The sequence below is a fragment of the Pseudomonas sp. 2(2015) genome, assembly GCF_000955865.1.
Lineage (GTDB): Bacteria > Pseudomonadota > Gammaproteobacteria > Pseudomonadales > Pseudomonadaceae > Aquipseudomonas.
In genome coordinates, this window is the sequence record NZ_JYOF01000005.1 from 52161 (window position 1) to 68611 (window position 16451).

At 64.5% G+C, this 16451-nt stretch carries 15 protein-coding genes and 1 pseudogene; 6 read left to right on the forward strand and 10 right to left on the reverse strand.

Annotated elements, in window-relative coordinates; all coding sequences use genetic code 11:
* Positions 1-63 precede the first annotated feature (63 nt).
* From gorA to UB48_RS10705, 6 genes and pseudogenes are all read left to right on the forward strand, one after another.
* Complete coding sequence (gene gorA, locus UB48_RS10685; protein WP_045196735.1) at positions 64-1419, forward strand: glutathione-disulfide reductase; 1356 nt, start codon at positions 64-66, stop codon at positions 1417-1419.
* 206 nt (positions 1420-1625) lie between these two features.
* A complete protein-coding gene (gene ahpC / locus UB48_RS10690) occupies positions 1626-2189 on the forward strand; it encodes an alkyl hydroperoxide reductase subunit C (protein WP_010223911.1) in 564 nt (187 codons plus the stop codon).
* Between the two features lie 121 nt (positions 2190-2310).
* Positions 2311-3873, forward strand: coding sequence for an alkyl hydroperoxide reductase subunit F (gene ahpF, locus UB48_RS10695; protein WP_045196736.1), 1563 nt, complete (start codon positions 2311-2313; stop codon positions 3871-3873).
* Between the two features lie 240 nt (positions 3874-4113).
* The gene (locus UB48_RS10700; protein WP_045196737.1) at positions 4114-4302 is read left to right on the forward strand and encodes a hypothetical protein; all 189 of its coding nucleotides are present in this window, start codon (positions 4114-4116) and stop codon (positions 4300-4302) included.
* 48 nt (positions 4303-4350) lie between these two features.
* Positions 4351-4437 (forward strand): annotated as a pseudogene (locus UB48_RS28405) (DUF1330 domain-containing protein); the annotation flags it as partial.
* Positions 4438-4538: 101 nt separating this feature from the next.
* The gene (locus tag UB48_RS10705; RefSeq protein ID WP_045196738.1) at positions 4539-5546 is read left to right on the forward strand and encodes an Ldh family oxidoreductase; all 1008 of its coding nucleotides are present in this window, start codon (positions 4539-4541) and stop codon (positions 5544-5546) included.
* A gap of 9 nt (positions 5547-5555) precedes the next feature.
* Here UB48_RS10705 and UB48_RS10710 read toward each other — a convergent pair whose 3' ends face one another.
* From UB48_RS10710 to UB48_RS10755, 10 genes are all read right to left on the reverse strand, one after another.
* Positions 5556-7136, reverse strand: a complete 1581-nt coding sequence (locus UB48_RS10710) for an aldehyde dehydrogenase (NADP(+)) (RefSeq protein ID WP_045196739.1) — start codon at positions 7134-7136, stop codon at positions 5556-5558.
* 27 nt (positions 7137-7163) lie between these two features.
* The gene (gene abaF, locus UB48_RS10715; RefSeq protein WP_045196741.1) at positions 7164-8546 is read right to left on the reverse strand and encodes a fosfomycin efflux MFS transporter AbaF; all 1383 of its coding nucleotides are present in this window, start codon (positions 8544-8546) and stop codon (positions 7164-7166) included.
* Positions 8547-8615: 69 nt separating this feature from the next.
* Entirely contained in the window at positions 8616-9533 is a 918-nt protein-coding gene (locus tag UB48_RS10720; protein WP_045196743.1) for a dihydrodipicolinate synthase family protein, read from the reverse strand.
* A gap of 124 nt (positions 9534-9657) precedes the next feature.
* The gene (locus tag UB48_RS10725) at positions 9658-10686 is read right to left on the reverse strand and encodes a proline racemase family protein (protein ID WP_045196745.1); all 1029 of its coding nucleotides are present in this window, start codon (positions 10684-10686) and stop codon (positions 9658-9660) included.
* A gap of 94 nt (positions 10687-10780) precedes the next feature.
* Complete coding sequence (locus tag UB48_RS10730; protein ID WP_038995715.1) at positions 10781-11503, reverse strand: amino acid ABC transporter ATP-binding protein; 723 nt, start codon at positions 11501-11503, stop codon at positions 10781-10783.
* Complete coding sequence (locus tag UB48_RS10735) at positions 11496-12146, reverse strand: amino acid ABC transporter permease (RefSeq protein WP_045196748.1); 651 nt, start codon at positions 12144-12146, stop codon at positions 11496-11498. Before UB48_RS10735 ends, UB48_RS10730 begins: the two co-directional genes overlap by 8 nt.
* A 10-nt stretch (positions 12147-12156) precedes the next feature.
* Positions 12157-12828 carry an amino acid ABC transporter permease gene (locus UB48_RS10740; protein ID WP_045196750.1) on the reverse strand — a complete coding sequence of 224 codons (672 nt, stop codon included), beginning with the start codon at positions 12826-12828 and terminating at the stop codon, positions 12157-12159.
* On the reverse strand, positions 12821-14602 hold the full coding sequence (locus UB48_RS10745; RefSeq protein WP_045196751.1) for an aconitase X: 1782 nt from the start codon (positions 14600-14602) through the stop codon (positions 12821-12823). Before UB48_RS10745 ends, UB48_RS10740 begins: the two co-directional genes overlap by 8 nt.
* Before the next feature lie 10 nt (positions 14603-14612).
* Complete coding sequence (locus UB48_RS10750) at positions 14613-15431, reverse strand: transporter substrate-binding domain-containing protein (protein WP_045196753.1); 819 nt, start codon at positions 15429-15431, stop codon at positions 14613-14615.
* Positions 15432-15662: 231 nt separating this feature from the next.
* Positions 15663-16412, reverse strand: coding sequence for an AraC family transcriptional regulator (locus UB48_RS10755; RefSeq protein ID WP_045196755.1), 750 nt, complete (start codon positions 16410-16412; stop codon positions 15663-15665).
* Positions 16413-16451 lie beyond the last annotated feature (39 nt).

A 16451-nucleotide genomic window follows, 5' to 3' on the forward strand; every position in this document is an offset into this window, starting at 1 on the left:
CCACCTTCGGGTGGCTTTTTCTTGTAGCTTGTAGCTTGATACTTGCAGCTTGAGACCCTCGAGATGACCTACGATTTTGATCTGTTCGTGATTGGTGCCGGGTCTGGCGGTGTGCGCGCTGCGCGCTTTGCCGCAGGCTTCGGTGCAAAAGTGGCGGTTGCCGAAAGCCGCTACCTGGGTGGTACCTGCGTCAACGTTGGCTGCGTGCCGAAAAAGCTGCTGGTCTACGGCGCGCATTTTGCCGATGACTTCGAGCAGGCCGCAGGCTTTGGCTGGTCGCTGGAAGATGCCCAGTTCGATTGGGGCCAGTTGATCGCCAACAAGAACCGCGAAATCGAGCGGCTCAACGGTATCTACCGCAACCTGCTGGTCAACAGCGGCGTGACCTTGCTGGAAGGCCACGCCAAACTGACGGGTGCCCATGAGGTGGAAGTCGATGGCCAGCGCTATAGCGCCGAGCACATCCTCATTGCCACTGGCGGCTGGCCGCAGATCCCGGATATTCCGGGCAAGGAGCTGGCGATCAGCTCCAACGAGGCGTTCTACCTAAAAGACCTGCCCAAGCGCGTGCTGGTGGTTGGCGGCGGTTACATCGCCGTGGAATTTGCCGGGATCTTCCAGGGCCTGGGGGCAAAAACCTCGCTGCTGTACCGCGGCGACCTGTTCCTGCGCGGCTTTGACGGCAGTGTGCGCGAGCACCTCAAGGAGGAGCTGGAAAAACGCGGCATGGACCTGCAGTTCAACAGCGATATCCAGCGTATCGAGCGCCAGGACGACGGCAGCCTCAAGGCTACCCTCAAGGATGGTCGCGAACTGGTGGCCGACTGCGTATTCTATGCCACTGGCCGGCGACCGATGCTCGACAACCTGGGCCTGGAAAACACCGGCGTCGAACTCGACCCGCGTGGTTTTATCCGCGTCGACGACCTGTACCAGACCACCGCGCCGTCGATCCTGGCGATTGGCGATGTGATCGGCCGTGTGCAACTGACCCCGGTGGCCCTGGCCGAAGGCATGGCTGTGGCCCGGCGCCTGTTCAAGCCCGAGCAGTACCGCCCGGTGGATTACCAGAACATCCCTACCGCCGTGTTCAGCCAGCCACCGATTGGTACCGTTGGCTTGACCGAAGAACAGGCGCTGGAGCAGGGCCACAAGGTGCAGATCTTCGAAAGCCGCTTCCGGCCGATGAAGCTGACCCTCACCGAGGTGCAGGAAAAGACCCTGATGAAGCTGGTGGTCGATGCCGACACCGACCGCGTGCTGGGTTGCCATATGGTCGGCCCGGACGCCGGCGAAATCATCCAGGGCCTGGGCATTGCCCTCAAGGCCGGGGCGACCAAGCAGCAGTTCGACGAGACCATTGGCGTGCATCCTACGGCGGCGGAAGAGTTCGTCACCTTGCGTACGCCATCGCGTTAAACGGCGTACGCCAATCGCGGGGCAAGCCCGCTCCTACTGGCCGGTAGGAGCGGGCTTGCCCCGCGATAGCTTCAAACCCTCTATTAATAGCCCCGCCTTATAGCCAAAACCAATCAACAACATGAGCTTTGCCAATGAGCATTAATCCAATGCATTGGCTACGATTCTCCCATCAGTTTTTTCAACCCCCTGAAGGAGCGTCACCCATGCCTATCATCAACAGCCAGGTTAAACCGTTTAAAGCTACCGCTTACCACCAGGGCAAGTTTGTCGAAGTCTCGGATGCCGATCTGAAAGGCAAATGGTCGGTAGTGTTCTTCTACCCGGCCGACTTCACCTTCGTCTGCCCGACCGAGCTGGGCGACCTGGCCGACAACTACGCGCAGTTCAAAGACCTGGGCGTGGAAATCTACGGCGTGTCCACCGATACCCACTTCACCCACAAAGCCTGGCACGACACTTCGGACACCATCGGCAAGATCCAGTACCCGCTGATCGGTGACCCGACCCACGTCATCTCGCGCAACTTCGACGTGCTGATCGAAGAAGCCGGCATCGCTGACCGTGGCACCTTCGTGATCAACCCAGAAGGCCAGATCAAGATCGTCGAGCTCAACGACGGTGGTGTCGGCCGTGACGCCAGCGAGCTGCTGCGCAAGGTCAAGGCTGCCCAGTACGTTGCCGCCCACCCAGGCGAAGTCTGCCCGGCCAAGTGGAAAGAAGGCGAAGCGACCCTGGCGCCATCGCTGGACCTGGTCGGCAAGATCTAAGACCGTGAGCCAGCCGAGGGCGGTGGTCTACCGCACCTGACGTTGTCACCGCCCCGCAAAACGCCCGGGCGCTTTCGCCCGGGCGTTGTTATTTCTACCGTTTGAAAAAGGAATCGCCCGTATGTTGGACGCCACGCTTAAAACTCAGTTGAAAGCCTACCTGGAACGGGTCACTCAGCCGATCGAGATCGTTGCTTCCCTCGATGACGGCGCGAAGTCCCGCGAACTGCGCGACCTGCTGGTGGAAATCGCCGGCCTGTCGAACCTGATTACCCTGCGTGAAGATGGCAGCGACGCCCGTCGCCCGTCGTTCTCGCTCAATCGCCCTGGCGCTGACATCAGCCTGCGCTTTGCCGGCATCCCCATGGGCCACGAGTTCACCTCGCTGGTGCTCGCCCTGCTGCAGGTCGGCGGTCATCCGTCCAAGGCCAGCCTGGAGGTGATCGAGCAGATCAGCGCGCTCAATGGTGAGTTCAACTTTGAAACCTACTTCTCGCTGTCGTGCCAGAACTGCCCGGACGTGGTCCAGGCGCTGAACCTGATGGCGGTGCTCAACCCCAATATTCGCCACGTCGCCATCGACGGTGCGCTGTTCCAGGCCGAAGTCGAGCGCCGCAAGGTCATGGCCGTGCCCAGCGTCTACCTCAACGGCGAAGTGTTTGGCCAGGGCCGCATGGGCCTGGAAGAAATCCTCGCCAAGCTCGACACCAGCGCCGGCGAGCGTCAGGCCGAGAAGATCAACGCCAAGGATGCCTTTGACGTGCTGGTGGTCGGTGGCGGCCCGGCGGGCGCCGCCGCGGCGATCTATGCCGCGCGCAAAGGCATTCGCACCGGCGTTGCCGCCGAGCGTTTCGGCGGCCAGGTACTCGACACCATGGCCATCGAGAACTTCATCTCGGTGCAGGAAACCGAAGGACCGAAGCTGGCCATGGCCCTGGAAGAACACGTCAAGCAGTACGACGTCGATATCATCAACCTGCAGCGCGGTGAAGCCTTGATTCCGGCCACCGACGGCGGCCTGCACGAAGTGCGCCTGGCCAGTGGTGCCTCGCTCAAGGCCAAGACTGTGATCCTCGCCACCGGTGCACGCTGGCGCGAAATGAACGTACCCGGCGAGCAGCAATACCGCAGCCGCGGTGTTGCCTACTGCCCGCACTGCGATGGCCCGCTGTTCAAGGGCAAGCGCGTGGCGGTGATCGGTGGCGGCAACTCGGGTGTGGAAGCGGCCATTGACCTGGCCGGTATCGTTGCCCAGGTGACCCTGATCGAGTTCGACAGCCAGTTGCGTGCCGACGCCGTGCTGCAGCGCAAGCTGCACAGCTTGCCGAACGTCAAGGTGATCACCAGTGCGCTGACCACCGAGGTGCTTGGTGATGGCGAGAAGGTCAACGGCCTGCGCTACAAGGACCGCAACAGCGATGAGCTGCATGACCTGGCGCTGGAAGGGATCTTCGTGCAGATCGGCCTGCTGCCCAACACCGACTGGCTCAAAGGCACGGTCGAGCTGACCCCGCGTGGCGAGATCATCGTCGATGCCCGTGGCCAGACCAACCTGCCGGGCGTGTTCGCCGCCGGTGACGTGACCACCGTGCCATACAAGCAGATCGTGATTGCCGTGGGCGAGGGCGCCAAAGCTTCGTTGGCGGCCTTCGATCACCTGATTCGCACCTCGGCGCCAGCCTGACCGGCGTTATCGCGGGGCAAGCCCGCTCCTACAGACCAGGTAGGAGCGGGCTTGCCCCGCGATGGTTTCAATGCGCCAGCCCGGTGTCGGGAACACCGGCCATTCCAGCGGCGCTTTGACAAGAGTCTGCAAGCTACCGGCTATCACCCGGCATCGGTGTGCGGGCGCCGATGGCCGAGCCAGAGCGCTCGTGGTCCAGTGTCTATAGTGAAGTAGTGTGTTTCAGCGGGAGCCATTGCCATGCAATTGATCAGTCGCGAGCCCTGGTGGCGCAATCCGCCCAAGCCTGGTCAGCGGGAGCAGGATCTGGAATGGGGGTATCTGGAGATCTACAAGGATGGCCGCGCCGTGTTCGTCGAGCAGCGACCTACCGACCAGGAACTGGCCGAGCGCAAAAGCTGCCGCAACTTTCCCGAGGCTGAGGAGTAGGCTATAGGGTATGCCGTAATACAAATCTACCTGGGGCGGGAGAATGCAATGAAGGCCTGCTGGATTGCCCCTGTCGAGGTCAGCGACCCTGAGCGGTATCAGCAGTACATCCAGCGGGCACTGGCGGCCCTGCAGCCTTCCCCGCTATGCCGAGATCGTCATCACCGGGGGCTAAAGCGATCAAGTCGGCGCAGCGGGCTTGAGGCAGGCTGGACAGTCAGCCCAAGGAGATGACCATGATCCGCCTGACCCTGTCCGAAGCCCATTCGCTGGCCTTTTCGATCCTTTTGCACAACGGCTTTGACGCCGACCACGCCCGGGCGGTGAGCGACACAATCATCGCTGGCGAGCGCGATGGCTGCGCCTCCCATGGCCTGTACCGGGTGCTGGGCTGCGTCGGCTCGCTCAAGGCCGGCAAGGTGGTTGCCGATGCCCGCCCCGAAGTCATCGACCAGGCGCCGTCGATCGTGCGCGTGGACGCCGGCGGCGGGTTCTCCCAGCTGGCATTCCAGGCCGGCTTGCCGTTGCTGCAAGCCAAGGCCCAGAGCACCGGCATCGCCGCCCTGGCGATCAACCGCTGTGTGCACTTTTCGGCCTTGTGGGTCGAGATCGAGCAGTTGGCCGAGGCCGGCCTGGTGGCCCTGGCATTCACCCCCAGCCATGCCTGGGTGGCGCCTGCCGGTGGCCATCGGCCGGTGTTCGGCACCAACCCCATCGCCTTCGGCTGGCCGAGGGCGGGCACGCATCCGTATGTTTTTGACTTCGCTACCAGCGCCATCGCCCGTGGCGACATCGAGCTGCATCGGCGTGCCGGCAAGGCCATCCCCGAAGGCTGGGGCGTGGATGAGCACGGCCAGCCCAGCACCGACCCCAACGTGGTGCTGGACCGAGGTGCGATGCTGACCTTCGGTGGGCACAAGGGCTCGGCGCTGGCGGCGATGGTCGAACTGATCGCCGGGCCCTTGATCGGTGACTTGACCAGTGCCGAATCCCTGGCCCATGCCGACGGCAGCAAAGCCTCGCCTTATCATGGTGAGTTGCTGATTGCCCTGGACCCGCGCAGGTTCCTCGGCGAGGCCGCCGATCAGCACCTGGCCCGGGCCGAGGTGGTATTCGAGAGCATCGAAGGGCAGGGCGCGCGGCTGCCGTCTGCGCGCCGCTATAAAGCACGGGCGCGCAGCCTGGTGGAAGGGGTGGAAATCCCGCAGGCTCTGTACAACGATCTCAGGGCGCTGCTGGCCTGAAAGCCGCCCTTACAGGGCGGTGCGGCTGCTCTGGCCGTCGACCAGGCGCGCGATGCCCAGCGGGTTGGCGTTCTGCAACGCTGGCGGTAGCAGCGCATCCGGGCAGTTCTGGTAGCACACAGGGCGCAGGAAGCGCTCGATGGCCAGGCTGCCCACCGACGTCCCGCGGGCATCCGAGGTGGCCGGGTAGGGGCCGCCGTGCACCATTGCATCACAGACTTCAACGCCGGTCGGGTAGCCGTTGAACAGTACCCGGCCGACCTTCTGCTCCAGCAGCGGTAGCAGTTCAGCGTGGCTTTGCAGATCTTCAGTTTCGGCGATCAGGGTAGCGGTGAGCTGACCGTGCAGGCCGTGCAATGCTTGCTGCAACTGCGTGCTGTCGGCCACCTCGACCAGCACCGTGGCCGGCCCGAACACCTCTTCCTGCAACAGCGCATCGCCTTCGAGCAACAGGCTGACATCGGCCTTGAACAGCTGCGCCTGCGCCTGCTTGCCCTGTTGCGGCTGCCCGGCCAGCTGGCTGATGCCAGGGTGAGCGAGCAGCGCCTCGACGCCCTTGCGGTAGCTGGCGAGGGTGCCGGCGTTGAGCATGGTCTGTGCCGGTTGCGCGGCCAGTTGCGCGGCCAGTTGTTCGGTAAATGCACTGAATGCCGGCGAGCGCAGGCCGATCACCAGCCCCGGATTGGTACAGAACTGCCCGCAGCCGAGCACCACCGAGGCCGCTAGTTCGCGGGCGATCTGCTCGCTGCGCAGGTTCAGGGCCTGGGGCAGTACCAGCACCGGGTTGATGCTGCTCATTTCGGCGAACACCGGGATCGGTTGTGCCCGTGCCGCCGCCATGTCGCACAGCGCACGGCCGCCCTTGAGTGAGCCGGTAAAACCCACCGCCTGGATCGCCGGATGCTTGACCAGCGCTTCGCCGACGCCGGCGCCGTAGATCATGTTGAACACGCCCTTGGGCATGCCGGTCTGTTCGGCCGCGCGGATGATCGCATCGGCCACCCGCTCAGCGGTGGCCATGTGGCCGCTGTGGGCCTTGAATACTACCGGGCAGCCGGCGGCCAGGGCCGCGGCGGTGTCGCCGCCGGCGGTGGAGAAAGCCAGGGGGAAGTTGCTGGCGCCAAACACCGCGACCGGGCCGACGCCCAGGCGGTACTGGCGCAGGTCGGCGCGGGGCAGCGGTTGGCGATCGGGCTGGGCGCGGTCGATGCGTGCGCCGAGAAAGTCACCGCGGCGCAGCACCTGGGCGAACAGGCGCATCTGCCCGCACGTGCGCCCGCGCTCGCCGAGGATCCGCGCGGCGGGTAGCGCGGTTTCGCCGGTCACCAGGGTGATGAAATCATCCCCCAGGGCCTCCAGTTGCGCGGCAATGGCCTCAAGAAACTGCGCCCGTCGCTCCGGCGACAAACTGCGAAACACCGGATAGGCCTCGGCCGCCGCCTGGGCAGCGGCATGCACTTCTGCGCCGGTGGCCTGGTGGAACCGATAGGGCAGGGCCTCGCCGCTGGTTGCGTCATGGCTCTGCAGGGTGAGGCTGCCAGCGGCGCTGCGCGCGCCGCCAATGTAGTTGTGGCCGATGATATCCGCCATGGATTACTCCTGAAGAAAAAGGTGGGGTCAGGCCAGCGAACTGCCCGGGCGAACGGGGGCCGCTTGCCCGGCGGCGATGCGCGCGGCAGCTTCGGCGTCTACCTGGTGCAGCGACTTGCCGCGGGTCTCGCGGGTCAGGCCAACAGCGACAATCGAGATCAGCGCAGCGCCAACCAGGTACCAGGCAATCGGCGTCGAGCTATGAAACTCATTGAGCAAACTGATGGCGATCAGCGGCGCCAGGGATCCGGCGAAAATCGGCGCCACCTGGTAGCACAGCGACAGCGCGGTGTAGCGCACATGGGTGGGGAACAGCTCGGCCATCAGCGCCGAGTAGGGCGCGTAGGTCATCGACTCGATGGCCAGGCCCAGGGTAATTGCGGCCATGATCAGCCAGTTGTTGCCGGTGTCCATCAGCGGGAAGCCGACGAAGCCCCAGAAGGCGGTGAGCACCGCGCCGGTCAGGTACACCGGCTTGCGCCCGACCAGGTCGGACAGGTAGCCCATCAGCGGGATCATGAAAAAATGCAGCAGGTGCGCGCCGAACATCAGCAAGAGGATCTGCGAGGTGTCCTTGTGCACTACAAGCTTGAGGTAGGTGATCGAGAAGGTCACCACGGTGTAGTAGAGGATGTTCTCGGCAAAGCGGGCGCCGATGCCTACCAGCACCGCGCGCCAGTGATGGCGCAACACCTCGACCACGCCCAGTTGCTGCTCGGCTTTCTGTGCCTGGCGCGCCTGGGCCTCTTTGAAGATTGGTGCGTCGTCGACGCTGGTGCGGATCCAGTAACCGATCAGCACCACCACCGCCGAGAACCAGAATGCCACGCGCCAGCCCCAGGCCAGGAATTGTTCTTCCGAGAGGTTGCTCGACAACAGCAGTAGGGCAACCGTTGCCACCAGATTGCCGGCCGGCACCCCGGCCTGCGGCCAGCTGGCCCAGAAGCCGCGACGGTTGTCCGGGCAGTGCTCGGACACCAGCAAAATCGCGCCACCCCATTCGCCGCCGAAGGCAAAACCCTGGATCAGCCGCAGCAGCACCAGCAACACCGGCGCGGCATAGCCGATAGTGTCGAAGCCCGGCAGGCAACCCATCAGGAAGGTGGTGATGCCGACTACCACCAGGCTCAGTTGCAGCAAGCGCTTGCGGCCGAATTTGTCACCGTAGTGACCGAATACCAAACCGCCCAGGGGGCGAGCGAGAAAGCCTACGGCATAGAGGGCGAAGGCGGCGATGATGCCGTCGACGGGGCTGTCGGTCTGGCGGAAGAACAACTGGCCGAAGACCAGTGCCGAGGCGGTGCCGTAAAGGAAGAATTCATACCATTCGGCGACGGTGCCGGCCATGGCTGCGGCGACGACCCGTTTCAAGCCCGAAGGGCTGGTTGCGCTGGAGGGGTGACTGGACATGCTGGCGTTTCCTGTATGGGCGCAAAACAGGCAGGCCGGTCTCCATGATGGAGCCGGCCCGGCAATCACTCAGAGGCCGACGTCCGGCAGTTGCGGACGGTTGGCCAGGGCCTTGGCCATGATCTGCTCGACATAGACCCGATCGCTTTCTGGCAGGGCCAGGCGTGGCGGACGGGTCAGGGCGCTGCCGCGACCGGCGATGGCTTCGCACAGCTTGATGCACTGCACAAGGTCGGCGCGGGCATCCAGGTGCAGGATCGGCATCAGCCATTCGTAGATCGGCATGGCCTCGGCGAAGCGCCCGGCCTTGGCCAGGCGGAAGATCGTCTCGCCCTCTTTGGGGAACACGTTGGACATGCCCGAGACCCAGCCCTGGGCGCCGACCGCGATGCTTTCCAGGACCACGTCGTCGAGGCCGGCGAACAGCACGAAGCGGTCGCCCACTTCATTGCGCACGTCGATGAAGCGGCGGGTGTCGCCGGAGGAGTCCTTGAAGCACACCACGTTGTCGCAGTCGGCCAGGGAAATCAGGATGTCCGGGGTGACGTCGTTTTTGTAGATCGGCGGGTTGTTGTAGACCATCAGCGGCACGTCGGTGTGCTTGGCCACGTAACGGTAGTGCTCGGCGGTCTCGAACGGCTTGGAGCCATAGACCAGCGCCGGCATCAGCATCACCCCGTCGACGCCGACCTGGCGCACCGCATTGGCCACCTTGGCGGCCTGCACGCTGGTGAACTCGGCCACGCCGCAGATCACTGGAACCCGGCCGCGCGAGGCATCGACGGCGACTTCGGTGACGGCGATTTTCTCTTCGGCGCTCAGCGAGGTGTTTTCGCCCACCGAGCCACACACCACCAGGCCCGAGACGCCGTCGCGGATCACGTTGGAAATCACCTCGTGGGTCTTTTCCAGGTTGATCGAGAAGTCATCGTTGAATTGAGTGGTGACCGCAGGGAAGACGCCGCTCCAGTTTACGTACTTGCTCATGGTGTTCTCCGGTTGTTTATTGTATTTCGTATACGATATTTGAAGTGTTTGCAGTGGACCAGTGTTTTTTCACTTCGTTTACCGATCGGTTTTCAAGGCTGGTTGCAAATCAACGGCTTAGCGTTCAGGCGCCGGGCCAGGTGTCCGACAACCGGTAGCCTTGTGGCCAGGGGTCGCTGGGGTCGAGCAGCAATTGATGGGTGCCGGTGATCCAGGCGCGGCCGGAAATGCACGGGTAGATGGCCGGGCGGCCGGCGATTTCGGTCAGTGATTCGATGCGGCAGTCGAAGCGCGAGCCGATGATCGAGCGGCCAATGAACCGCTCGCCGACTTTCATCAGGCCTTTGGCCTGCAACACCGCCATGCGCGCGGAACAGCCAGTGCCGCAGGGCGAGCGATCGATCTTGCCGGGGCGGATCACCACCGCGTTGGCGCCGCTGGCAACGCCGTCCTCATACTCGATGGGCGCGGCGATCTGGCAGAAGGAAATGTGCGCCCAGTCCGGATTCAGCGGGTGGCTGAAACCCAGTTGCTGGTTGGCGGCCTGGGTGATCTTCAGGCCGACCTCGACGATATCTTTGGCTTCGTCCGGGCGGATGGCAAAGCCCAGTTGCCGGGCATCGGCAATCACGAAGCTGTCGCCGCCGTAGGCCGTGTCGACCTGCAGCGAGCCCAGGCCTTCGACCTCGATCCAGGCGTCGAGGCGGTCGGCAAAGGACGGCACGTTCTTCACTTCCACCCGTTCGACCTTACCGTCCCGGCATTGGGCGACCGCTTCGATCAGGCCGCCCGGGGCTTCGAGCACCAGGTGCGTCTCGGGCTCGGTCATCGGCAGGATGCCGCTGTCGAGCAGCACGGTTGACACGCACAGCGAGTTGGAGCCGGACATCGGCGGAGTGTCGGCCGGCTCCATGATGATCCAGGCCATTTGCGCCCGCGGGTCCTTGGGCGGCACCAGCAGGTTGACATGGCGGAACACGCCGCCGCGTGGCTCGTTGAGGACGAAGTTGCGCAGGGTCTGGTCGCGGGCGATCCAGCGCGACTGCTCCCAGACCGTGGCGCCGGGGGGCGGGGCGACGCCGCCGACGATGACGTCGCCGACTTCACCTTCGGCGTGGCAGTTGACGATGTGGATGATTTTCGATGAGCGCATTCGCAGGACTCCTTGTGTTGTAAGGGCAGGCCTCATCGCTGGCAAGCCAGCTCCCACACAGATCCCTGTGGGAGCTGGCTTGCCAGCGATGCTGTTATTTCACCGACTTGAGAAACGCCGCCGTCTCCGGCTGTAACGGATTGCCGATCACCTGGTCGGGCGAGCCGATCTCGTGCACCAGGCCGTTACGGAAGAACGCCACGCGGTCCGACACATCGCGGGCAAAACGGATCTCATGGGTCACCAGCACCATGGTCATGCCGTCCTCGGCGAGCATGCGCATGGTGTCGAGCACCTCGCCGACCAGTTGCGGGTCGAGTGCCGAGGTGGCCTCGTCGAACAGCATGTAGTCCGGCGACATCGCCAGCGCCCGGGCAATCGCCATGCGTTGCTGCTGGCCGCCCGAGAGCTTGCCGGGGAAGGTCTTGAGCTTGTCGCCCAGGCCGACGTGGGTCAGCTGCTTGACGGCCAGCGCCTCGGCGTCGTGCTTGTCTTTGCCGAGCACTTTGCGCGGCGCGAGCATGACGTTTTCCAGCACGGTCAGGTGCGGGAAGGCGTTCCACTGCTGGAAGACGATGCCGATCTTCTGGCGCAGGCGGTTGAGGTCGGTGGCGCGGTGGTGGACCTCGACGCCGTCGACGCGGATGTTGCCTTTCTGGATCGGCTCCAGGCCGTTGATGCACATCAGCAAGGTCGACTTGCCCGAGCCCGAGCCGCCGATGATCGATACCACTTCGCCCTTGTTCACGGTCAGGCTTACGCCCTTGACCACTTCCAGGTCGCCGAAGGATTTGTGTACGTTCTCGATCTCAATCATTTTCCTGCCACCTTCTTTCCAGACGGGCGCCCAGGCGGGCAACCACCAGGCTCATGACGTAGTAGATGAGGCCTGCGATGCACAGCACCAGCAGGGGTTCCTGAATCCGCGTAACGATGGTTTGCGAAGCGCGCAGCAATTCGACGATGCCGATCCACATCACCAGCGCCGTGTCTTTCATCACCCCCAGGACCAGGTTCAGCCAGCCGGGAAACGCCACCCGGGTGGCCATTGGCAAGACGATCCAGCGCAGGTCCTGCAGGTAGCTCATGCCCAGTGAGCGGCTGGCCCGACGCACGCTCAGCGACACCGCCAGCACGCCGCCGCGGACGATCTCGGTGAAGTACGCGGCGGTGTAGACGCCGAGCACGATGCAGCCGACGCTGAAGGCGCTGATGTCGAGGCCGACGATGCTCTTGAACGAGTTGAACAGCACGAACTGGATCAGCAGCGGCACGCTGCGAAACACATCCAGCACCCACGCCAGTGGCAGGCTCAGCCGTGGCCACAGGGCCCGGGCCAGGCCGAACAGCAAGCCGGCAAAGGTCCCCAGCAAAATCGCCCAGAAGGTCAGCTGCAAGGTGATACGCGCCCCGTCGAGCAGGAACACAAAGTCGTTCCAGGTAAAACCGGTGGAAAACATGCCGAGCTCCTCAGTAACGGAACAGCCGCCAGGCCATCAGCCGGGCCAGCGCGACGATCGCCTTGGCAATCAGGTAGTACAGCGCCGCCGCCAGGGCGAAGTATTCGAAGGTGCGGAAGGTCTTGACGTTGTAGTCCTGGGTCACGCCGGTGAGGTCGTTGTTCAGGCCGACGATCACCCCCAGCGAGGTCATCAGCACCGCCCAGACCATCTGGTTGGTCAGCGGGTAGAACACCACCCGCAGCAGCTGCGGGATGACGATCATCCGGTAGGTCTGGAAAGCGCTCATGCCCAGCGAACGCGCCGCACGCACTTGCGTAGTCGGCACGGCCTTGAGGCCGCCGCGAAAGTTCTCCGCCAGGTACCCCGCGTTGTTGAAGGTGATGCCCGCCAGCAGGGCGATCCACGAGCTGACGTGCAGGCCCAGCGAGCCGAGGCCGAAGTACAGGATGTAGATCTGGAACAGCGACGGCGTGTTGCGCGCAATCGACACCCAGCCGTTGGCAAAACCGCGCAGCAGCGGTTGCTTGCCTTCGCGCATGACGGTCAGGGCCAGGGCGATCAGCACCCCGAAGATCATCGACAGGGCGGCGGTCTCGAAGGTCACCCAGGCGCCGGCGAGCATGTCGGGCAGCGCGCGCAACGCCGAGCGCCACTGGAAGGTGTAGTCAAAGTCAAACATGCGCGCGGCCCTCCTGGCTCTGGGCCGCTTGCAACCAGGCCGGCAAGCGACCGCTGGCCTGGCCGCTGCAGGCCGACGCGACGCACTCGGCGAGGCTGGCGAAATGCACCGGGCGGCCGGCCAGGCCCGGCCCGTAGTGGGCATATTTGCCCGAGTTGGTCATCAGCGTACGCGCCGTTGGCGGGATCACCGGCTCACCCAGCATGCACCAGCAGGTGTCGGTCACCAGGGTCACGCCGAAGCGCTCAAGCTCGGCGATGTACCCGGCGGCGCGGGCCTGTTCGAGCACTGTGCGACCGCAGGTGATGGCCACGACCACCTCCGGGTGTTTGTGCCGGCCCTGGCACAGCTGTGCAAGCGCGGCGAACTCGCTGAAGGAAAAATGCGGGTTGCCCAGCGACACCACATCCACCTGCGGCTCGCGGGCACTGTTGAGCGCGTGCCAGCTGTGCAGCAGGTCCGCCAGTTGGATGCGCTCGCTGGGCAGGTTGGCGTCCGGTTCGAGGACCTGCGCCGGCTCCAGCGCTTCGGGGGTGACCCCGGCGATATGAAACAGCGGCGCCGCCGAGGTGGTGGCAAAGGCGGCGCCGAAGGCCTTGAGGTCGTCCAGGCTCGGCTGCGCCTGTTCCAGCCCGTAAATCAGCGGTATCCGCGAACCGGCCAGGGCGCCGATATGGTAGCCGAGCAGCGGGTAGAAGCTGTCATCCAGTGCCGCCAGCGCCGGCACCTGCACCAACAACTGCGCCTTGCGCTGGCTGTCCAGGTGACAGCCGATGCGCGGCGCGCGGCCGGTCAGGGCGATGCAGATATCCAGGTAGTCGGGGTACTTGAGGGTGCGCGCGCCGAGCACGCTGTTGGCGTAGACCACGGCGTTGGATTCGGCCCAGACGATCTGTTCGCCCTGGCTCGGCGCGCTGTCGAGCAGGTACGGCGCGCAGGTGAAGCTCATCTGCGCACCCATGGCCATGTAAGCATCGCCCAAGGCGCTGGCCGGCTCGCCCAGCGCCGGGTCGATGCCCAGCTCGCGCCAGCGGCGCTGGTCGACCGAGATGGCATTGAGGGTGGTCGGCACCCGCACCTTTGCGCCCCAGCGCACCAGCTGTTGGGCAAAGCCGAGGCTGGCGGGGCCGGTGTAGATGCAGCCGTCGATGTGCGCCTGGGTGACGTCCAGCAACTGCTCGGCGCCTTGCAGCTCGGCCATGCGCAAAACGATCTGCATGGCCATTTGCGCCGCCTTGCCGTGCGTGCCGTCGAGCAGCGCCTGGTCCTCGGCTTGCAGCTTCAGGCGGGTGTTGAAAGACTCGGCGCTGTGGTCATACGGCGCGGCCTGCCAGTGATCGGCTGGGGCCTGGGGATACAGGCTCAGGCAATCGCCTTCGACCCTTGCCCAGCCTGCACCGCGCAAGCCGGCGAAGGCCTGCTTGCCGATGCACAGCACCGGCAGGGAGCGCTGGAACAGGGTTTGCGCGACCAGCACGCCGAGGGTCAGGATCTCGTCGGCCTCGGCCAGCACCAGTGCCGCCGGTGCGTGGCCGTTGCTGATCAGTTCCATCATCACGCTGCTGCCGGTGCACGAGCCGCGCCCGCTGGGGATCGCCAGCACGCGCCCGGCGATGCACTGGCCACTCAGTGGATGATGACGGTCGATGACTTCGCCGCTGGCGGCGTCGACCCCGCCCCAGAAGCTCAGCCCGGTATCGGCGAACAGCAAGGGGCCCTGGGCCGCGCCCGCGACCAGGCTGCGCCCGGCCTGGGGGATCGGTGTGCTGGTCATGCTGCCCACCTCAGTAGTAGACCTGTGGCACGGTCAGGTCGGTCGGGGCGATTTCGGTGCCGACCCACTTGGTGAACAGCTCCTTGTAGCGCCCGGTGCGCACCTGCTGGTTGACGAACAGGTCGAGGTAGCGCAGCAGGCCATACTCGTTGCGCTTGGCGCCCAGCGACACGTAATCGATCACGTAAGGGGCATTGCCGGCGACCTTGAGGTTCTTGTACTTGCCGGACTTGAGGGTGGCGGCGGCGACGGTGTTGGTGACCACGGTGGCGTCGATGTGCCCCTGGGCGACCGCCAGCAGGGTATCGTTCTGCGACTGGTAGGCCCGGAAGGTGCCGCTGCCCCAGCTCTTCACGTCTTTTTCCAGGGCAATGGCTTCATAGGTGCCGCTGGTGTTGCCCAGCGCTTTGCCCTTGAGGTCGTCGAAGCTGTTGATGCCGGTGTTGTCGCGGGTCAGCACGACCATCTGGAAGGCAAAGTAGGGCACGGTCAGGCCGACGGTCTTGGCCCGTTCGAGGGTGTCGGAGGTGGACGCGACGATCACGTCGGCACGGCCCGAAACCAGCGCCGGAATGCGGTCGGGGAAGGGCGTTTCGACCACTTCCGGCTCAACCCCGAGCACCTTGGCCAGGTCGCTGCAGTAGTCGACGTCGAAGCCGGCGGGCTTATTGCCCTCATCGCGAAAACCCATCGGTGGGAAGTCCAGGGTCACGGCGCAGCGCAGCTTGCCGGAGCCGATGATGTCATCGAGCTTGTCGGCCTGGGCGTTGGCGATAAAGGTGGTACTGAGAACAGCGCTGAGGGCTACGGCAAATGTGCGGTTTTTCATAGAGGCCTCGGGTTGGGAGCGTGCTGTTAAATATCGTATTGGTAATTTCGTATACGATATTTTCTAGTGCAATGGCCGTGCCTGTTTTGTCGCCGATGTAGGAATAATCTTTCGGCCCGTGGGCTAGGGCGCTCGAAGCAAACAAGGGCAGTTGGGGTGCTGCAGCAGGGGAGCGGGGCAGGTGTTACATATCGGAGCACTGCCTGTGCGCAGCGCCCGATAAAGGAACACTTAGCGCTGGCTGTCGCGGTACTGGCTCGGTGAAAGCCCGGTGAGGGCGCGAAACTGCCGGCTGAAGGCGCTGTGATCGGTGTAACCGCAGCGCAGGGCGATCTCGGTGATCGGCAGGTCGAGCTCCTGCAGCAGGCGCGAGGCTTCTTCGAGGCGCGCCTTGTGAATCATCTGTCGCGGCGTGAGCTGGAAGATGCGCTTGCAGTGGCGCTCCAGCTGCGCCACCGACAGCCCGGCGATGGCGGTCAGCTCTGCAAGGCTGATGGGGCGGGTGAAGTGGGCGCGGATATGTGCATCGACGGCAGCGAGCTTGTGGAACGCCGGGTGGTTGGACTGGGGCAGTTGCAGGTCGCGGGAAATGCCGGCGAGGCCGACGATCTTGCCTTCGGCGTCCTTGAGTGGCCGTTTGTGGGTCAGGCACCAGATCGGCTGGTTGCCGAAGTAAAGGTGCAGCTCAAGCTGGTCGGCCAGTTCCCGGCCACTGCTGAGCACGCGGCGGTCCTGCTCGGTGTAGAGCGGGCCGAAGCGGGCGGGGAATACATGCTCGGCGGTAAGCCCAAGCAAGTCTTCGCGGTGCTTGCGCCCGCAGCGCCGGGCCAGGGTCTGGTTGACGAAGGCGTAGCGCGCCTCGCAATCCTTGATGAAGAACACCACGTCGTTGAGGGTGTCGAGCAGCGGCGCAATCGGCTGCAGGCTGCTGAGCAGGGTCGGCAGGTCGCAGGGCGCGAAGTGGTTGAGCGTGGCGTGCATGGCGCTGACGTTCCGGGGGCGACCGTCGGGATCATAGAG